This window comes from Pseudomonas sp. D8002, from assembly GCF_013385695.1.
GTDB lineage: Bacteria > Pseudomonadota > Gammaproteobacteria > Pseudomonadales > Pseudomonadaceae > Aquipseudomonas.
The window spans coordinates 1-6,224 of record NZ_JACAPM010000079.1; the positions used below are offsets into that span (position 1 = coordinate 1).

General features: G+C 61.1%; 5 protein-coding genes. 2 read left to right on the forward strand and 3 right to left on the reverse strand.

What is annotated here, in order from left to right; genetic code table 11:
• Positions 1-169 precede the first annotated feature (169 nt).
• Positions 170-640, reverse strand: coding sequence for an Lrp/AsnC family transcriptional regulator (locus HX807_RS31425; protein WP_008430161.1), 471 nt, complete (start codon positions 638-640; stop codon positions 170-172).
• Between the two features lie 124 nt (positions 641-764).
• Between HX807_RS31425 and HX807_RS31430 the strand changes: the two genes are divergently transcribed.
• Positions 765-2,009, forward strand: coding sequence for a methionine gamma-lyase (locus HX807_RS31430; RefSeq protein ID WP_177052204.1), 1,245 nt, complete (start codon positions 765-767; stop codon positions 2,007-2,009).
• A 185-nt stretch (positions 2,010-2,194) separates the two neighbouring features.
• Positions 2,195-2,884 (forward strand): helix-turn-helix transcriptional regulator, encoded by a 690-nt coding sequence (locus HX807_RS31435; protein WP_177042415.1) that lies wholly within the window; start codon positions 2,195-2,197, stop codon positions 2,882-2,884.
• A gap of 125 nt (positions 2,885-3,009) precedes the next feature.
• On the opposite strand, the gene HX807_RS31440 is transcribed toward HX807_RS31435, so the two are convergent.
• Together HX807_RS31440 and macA are read right to left on the reverse strand one after the other, a co-directional pair.
• Positions 3,010-4,968 (reverse strand): MacB family efflux pump subunit, encoded by a 1,959-nt coding sequence (locus HX807_RS31440; RefSeq protein ID WP_003212489.1) that lies wholly within the window; start codon positions 4,966-4,968, stop codon positions 3,010-3,012.
• A 3-nt stretch (positions 4,969-4,971) separates the two neighbouring features.
• On the reverse strand, positions 4,972-6,123 hold the full coding sequence (gene macA / locus HX807_RS31445) for a macrolide transporter subunit MacA (RefSeq protein WP_177052206.1): 1,152 nt from the start codon (positions 6,121-6,123) through the stop codon (positions 4,972-4,974).
• Positions 6,124-6,224: the final 101 nt, after the last annotated feature.

Below are 6,224 nucleotides of genomic sequence, written 5' to 3' on the forward strand. Positions count from 1 at the left end.
GCCGTGCCGGAGTGCGGGCATGCCGAGCCTAGGCGAGGCACCGAGTGGTGGGGCAAAGACCTTTTGGTTACTTTTGGCTGGGCCGGCATTCCGGGCGTTTGCCAAAAGTGACCCGCTGTAAGAGCGGAACCATAATCCGCCGTTACCGAAGAAACGGATATGTACACCATCACTCCGGCAAAGGAATCACCCGCAACGGCCGCACCGACTTATAAGAAAAACTCGAGTAAATCTCCTTAACACACGGCAACCCCTGCAACACCTCCCGCGCAAACTCTCCAAACGACTCCAGATCCTTCGCCACCACTTCCAACAAAAAATCATACCGCCCCGAAACGTTATGACACGCCACAATCTCGGGAATCTCCAGCAACCTTTGCTCAAACGCCCGGGCAACTTCCCGGGAGTGCGTATCCATCATGATGCTGACAAACGCCGTCACCCCATACCCCAGCGCCTTGGGCGACAGGATCGCCTGATAACCGCCGATCACCCCGCTGTCCTCAAGGTTCTTCACCCGCCGCCAACACGGCGAAGTGGTCAGCGACACCCGCTCCGCCAACTCCGCCACCGTCAACCGCGCATTACCCTGCAAGGCGTTTAAAAGTGCCTTGTCAGTCCGATCCAGATGCATGGGCATATCTTGCCTCAAAACGTCGTTTTTATTGTTTTTTATCCCAATCTACCGGCTTTTCCCAGCAAACTATGGAACGTTCAGCCGCCGTTATAAGCATAGCATTGTAGGAAATAAGGAGCGTCCGACCATGAAAAATAAACACAACACGTTCGGCTTTTCCACCCGCGCCATCCATCACGGCTATGACCCCCAGGACCACCACGGCGCCCTCGTGCCGCCCATCTACCTGTCGGCAACCTTCGCCTTCCCCACCGCCGAATACGGAGCCGCCTGCTTCGCCGGCGAAGAGAGCGGACACTTCTACACCCGCATCTCCAACCCCACCCTGGCCCTGCTGGAATCGCGCATGGCCACCCTGGAAAACGGCGAAGCCGCCGTCGCCTTCAGCTCCGGCATGGGCGCAATTGCCGCGACGTTCTGGACCCTGCTACGCCCCGGTGATGAAATCATCGTCAGCCAGACCCTCTACGGCTGCACCTTCGCCCTGCTGCACCACGGCATCGGCGAATTCGGCATCAAGGTGCGCCACGTCGACCTCACCGACCTGAACGCCCTGAGCGAGGCCATCAACCCGGCCACGCGCATGATCTACTTCGAAACCCCGGCCAACCCCAACCTGCAACTGGTGGACATCGCCGCCGTCGCCGAGATCGCCCACCGGCAACCCGGGATCACCGTGGTGGTGGACAACACCTACTGCACGCCCTACCTGCAACGCCCGCTGGAAATGGGCGCCGACGTGGTGGTGCACTCGGCCACCAAATACCTCAGTGGCCACGGCGATATCACCGCCGGCATCGCCGTCAGCAGCCAGGCCCTGGCCCAGCGCATTCGCCTGCAAGGGCTCAAGGACCTGACCGGTGCGGTGATGTCACCCCAGGACGCCGCCCTGCTGATGCGCGGCCTCAAGACCCTGGCCCTGCGCATGGACCGCCATTGCAGCAACGCCCTGGCCATCGCCGAAGCCTTGCAGGCCCATCCCCTGGTGGAATGGGTGACCTACCCCGGCCTGCGCTCCTTCCCTCAATACGAACTGGCCGCGCGGCAGATGAAACAATCCGGCGGCATGATCGCGTTTGAACTCAAGGGCGGCATCGACATGGGCCGACGCTTCATGAACGCCCTCAAGCTGTTCACCCGGGCCGTGAGCCTGGGGGACGCCGAGTCACTGGCCCAGCACCCGGCCAGCATGACCCATTCCACCTACACCCCGGAGCAGCGCGCCCACCACGGGATTTCCGAAGGGCTGGTGCGACTCTCGGCGGGCCTTGAGGATGTCGCCGACCTGCTGGCCGACGTTGCCCAAGCCCTGCAGGCCTGTGCCGTAAAGCCGAAATCCCGGGCGGTGCAACACAACGTTCATCACGCTTGATGTAAATTCACAGGCAGGTGCGACGTTTATCAATAGCCCGGCCTGAAAAGGTCGGGCTTCTCCCGTTGCGCCCTGCACCGCAAAAAATTTGATCCATTCATTGGCCCGTTTGCGAAAGCCTGTACTAGCATACGAGGCGGCAGTCATGGAGATCACTGCCCTGTACGCCGCCCTCATTGAAACTCATGGATGAAATGATGAACTCACACCTGTTCCCCCACATTGGCAAAGTCATCGCCAGCACCGGCAGCCGGCATTTCCCGCGCATGCTGCACGACCTGATCCTCACCCAACTGGCGGTCGACGCGACGCACATCACGCAAATGCCTGTGAGTTCACCGCGCAAGGCAGGCAGTTCGCGAATGACGGGGATCAGCCCGGTGTACACCGACCCGCTGCCAGGGCAGGAAGAGGCCCAGGCCGCCGCCCAACTGCACCTGACCCGGCGCAAGGATGACGTCAGCTACGTGCTGTCGGTGTATCGCTCCAACCCCTGCGAAAGTTTTTCCCAGCAGGAGCGGATCATCCTGCAAGACTTCTCCTCCCTGCTGCTGCCGATGGTTGAAAAACACATCAGCGCCCTGCAACCCAGCGGTCCGGACAGCGAAGCGCCGCAGCAACAAGGCATCGACACCTTGCGCCGGCGCTTTGAAGAGCGCCTCGCGCAATCGGGGCTGGCCCTGTCCAGCCGGGAGCTTGAGGTGTGCGTGGGGCTGCTGGCCGGGCGTACCGCACCGGAACTGGCAGAGCAGTTGGCACTGAAGGTCAATACCATCGAGAGCTACCTCAAGCGGGCTGCGATCAAGATGGGCATCAGTGGCCGGCATTCGTTGATGCGGTGGATGTATTCCACAGAAGAAAACGCCACTCTCTAGAACACCGAGGAACAAATGTGGGAGCGGGCTTGCTCGCGAATGCGCAGTGTCAGTCAATACATGTGTGACTGATCCACCGCATTCGCGAGCAAGCCCGCTCCCACATTTTTTGATCTCTGCCCGGCCTAATCCCGGGCCAGGGCTTCAATCGGATCCAACCGCGCCGCATTCCGCGCCGGCACAAACCCGAACACAATCCCGATCAACGTCGAACACGCAAACGCCGTCACCACCGAGCCCAGGGAAAACACCATTTCCCACTCTTTCACAAACAACGAAAACAGATAGCCGATGGCGAATGACAGCGAGATGCCGATCATCCCGCCAATCAGGCAGACCATCACCGCTTCCACCAGGAACTGTTGGCGAATATCCGATTGCCGCGCGCCCACTGCCATGCGAATCCCGATTTCGCGGGTGCGTTCGGTCACCGACACCAGCATGATATTCATCACCCCGATGCCGCCCACCAGCAACGAAATCACTGCAATCAACGACAGCAGCAACGCCAGGGAACGGCTGGTTTTCTGCACCGTCTGCATGATGCTGTCGAGGTTGTTGGTAAAGAAGTCCTTGGTGCCGTGACGTTGCAACATCAGCTTGGTGACGTTCTCTTCCACCACCTTGCTCGGCTGGCCGTCCTTGATGCGCACCGTGATGCTGTCCAGATGACGCTGGCCCAACAGCCGCCCCGCTGCCGTCTCGTACGGCACCCACACGTTCAACGCCTTGCTGGCGGCGAACATGTTTTTGTTGTCGGCCGTCACCCCGATCACCGTACAGGGCAGATTGCCCACCAGGATCACCTGACCCAGCGGATCCACGCCGGGCGCGAACAGCCGATGGCGCGCGTTGTGGTCGATCACCACTACCTGGGCCTGGCGCCGGGCGTCGCTTTCGCTGAAGGTAATTCCAGCTTCGAGCTTCAGGCCCTTGACCTGGAAATAGCGATCGCTGACCCCATTGACCTGGGCGTCCAGGTCGATATTGCCGTAACGCAGCAACAGGTTGCGCCCCACCACCGGCGTGGCGCTGTCGACGTAATACAGCTGGTTCAGCGCATCCACATCCGACGGCAACAACGTCTCGATGGCTGACGCACGGCTGTCACCAAAACTCTTGCCGGGAAAGATATCAATGGTGTTACTGCCAATGGCCTGGATGTCCTTGAGCACATAGCGCTTGGCGCCTTCGCCGATGGCCGAGATCGACACCACCGAGGTGATGCCGATGACAATGCCGAGCATGGTCAGCAAGGTGCGCATGCGATGGGAAATCAGCGCCACCCAGGCCATGTTGAAGGCCTCCTTGAACAGCCCGAGGCTCGCCACCAACTTGCGCGCACCGCTGCGCTTGGGCTCGATGGGCGCTTCGGTGGGCAGGTCGAGGCCGACACTCTGATTGGCGCGGTCACTGACGATCTCGCCATCGCGCACCTCAATGATCCGCTGGGCATTGGCCGCGACTTTCGGGTCATGGGTAACGATGATCACCGTGTGCCCGGCGGCGTGCAGCTCGGCCAGGATGCGCATCACCTCCTTGCCGCTGTGGGTATCGAGGGCGCCGGTGGGTTCGTCGGCGAGGATCACTTCGCCGCCGTTCATCAAGGCCCGGGCGATACTCACGCGCTGTTGCTGGCCGCCGGACAGCTGGCTCGGGCGATGGGTCAAATGCCCCGACAACCCCAGGCGTGCCAGCAATTCCCCGGCGCGGCTATGCCTGGCGGTTTCCGGCGTACCGGCATAAATCGCCGGCATTTCCACGTTGTGCAACGCGCTCAGGTGCGCGAGCAAGTGGTAACGCTGAAAGATAAAACCGAAGTAGTCGCGGCGCAGCTCGGCCAGTTGCTCATCCCCCAGGGTGCGGGTTTCGATGCCATTGATCTTGTAGCTGCCGGCGGTGGCGTAGTCGAGGCCACCGAGGATGTTCATCAGGGTCGATTTACCCGAACCCGAGGCCCCGGTGATCGCGACCATTTCCCCGGCGTGGATGGTCAGGTCAATGCCCTTGAGCGCAATGAATTCGCGGTCACCGGCCATGAAACTGCGCACGATGCCTTTAAGCTCCAGCAGTGGCTGAGTCATCAATCAGCCCCCCGCCACGGCAGGCGATGGATCGCCGATCACCACCTTGTCGCCCTCGGCCAGGCCATCGAGGATCTGCACCTTGACGTTGTTGTTGATGCCCGTCTGCACCTGCCGCGTGTTAGCCTTGCCCTTGGTGTCCAGCACCCGCACCGGGAAGCTGCCATCGGCATTGCGCGGGCCGAGTGCGGCCACCGGCACGGTCAGTGCAGCCTTGGCGGTGTCGAGCACGATGCGCACCTGGGCGGTCATGGCGATGCGCAGGCGGTGGTCGGGGTTGGGTACGTCGAACAGCGCATTGTAGAACACCGCGGTGTTTTGCTTGGGGGTGCCGGCGGTCTGGGTTTCGAGGAAATTCTGCGGGGCAGGTTCGGTACCGCGCAATTTGGCGTAGTAGCGTTTGTCGGCCTCGCCGAGGATGGTGAAATACACCTGCTGGCCCGGACTGATGTGGATCACGTCCGCTTCGGAGACTTGGGCCTTGACGGTCATGGTGTCCAGGTCGGCGAGCTTGAGCAGCACCGGTGCCAGTTGGCTGGCGATCACGGTCTGGCCTTCCTGGGTGACGATGCCCACTACATCGCCGTCGATTGGCGCGACGATGCGGGTGTAGGCCAGGTTGATCTTGGCGGTGTCGATCTGGATATGGGCGCTTTTGATCTGGGCGTCGAGGGACATCAGGTTGGCGCGCTGTACCTCGTAGTTGGACTCGGCGGTTTCGAAGTCCTGGCGGGACACGGATTCGTCCTCCTGCAGGCCCTGATAGCGTTCGTAGACGGATTTGGTTTCCTTGAGTTGCGCCGCAGTAGCGCGGCGTTGGGCCTGGAGGTTTTCTTCGTCGACCTGGGCTTTGCGCAGGGTGTTCTGCAGGATCAACGGGTCGATTTCGGCCAGCCATTGGCCCTTCTTGACCTTGTCGCCGACCTTGACCTTCAGGGATTTGAGTTGGCCGGAAACCTGGGCGCCGACATCGACCTGCTTGACGCCTTCGAGCAGGCCGGTGGCCAGGACGGCGTTTTCGATGTCACTGCGCTCGGCGGTGGCGGTCAGGTATTGCGGCGCGTCTGCGGGGGCCTGCACGGTGTAGATGGTCAGGGCGGCGGCGATTGCCAGGGCCAGGGCCATTCCTGTTTTGCGAAGCTTTGACTTTTCCATAAGTGACCACAGAAGACGTTGAAGTTGGTCCGGCTTTTGGCTCGGAGTACATATCCGTTTTTTTAGTAACGGCTGATATGGGTTCCGCTCTTACAGCGGCT

Excerpts from the sequence above, each read along its gene's own strand:
- HX807_RS31440 (WP_003212489.1), bottom strand. The coding sequence starts at position 4,968 with ATGACTCAGCCACTGCTGGAGCTTAAAGGCATCGTGCGCAGTTTCATG.
- macA (WP_177052206.1), bottom strand. The coding sequence starts at position 6,123 with ATGGAAAAGTCAAAGCTTCGCAAAACAGGAATGGCCCTGGCCCTGGCA.
- HX807_RS31435 (WP_177042415.1), top strand. The coding sequence starts at position 2,195 with ATGGATGAAATGATGAACTCACACCTGTTCCCCCACATTGGCAAAGTC.
- HX807_RS31425 (WP_008430161.1), bottom strand. The coding sequence starts at position 640 with ATGCCCATGCATCTGGATCGGACTGACAAGGCACTTTTAAACGCCTTG.
- HX807_RS31430 (WP_177052204.1), top strand. The coding sequence starts at position 765 with ATGAAAAATAAACACAACACGTTCGGCTTTTCCACCCGCGCCATCCAT.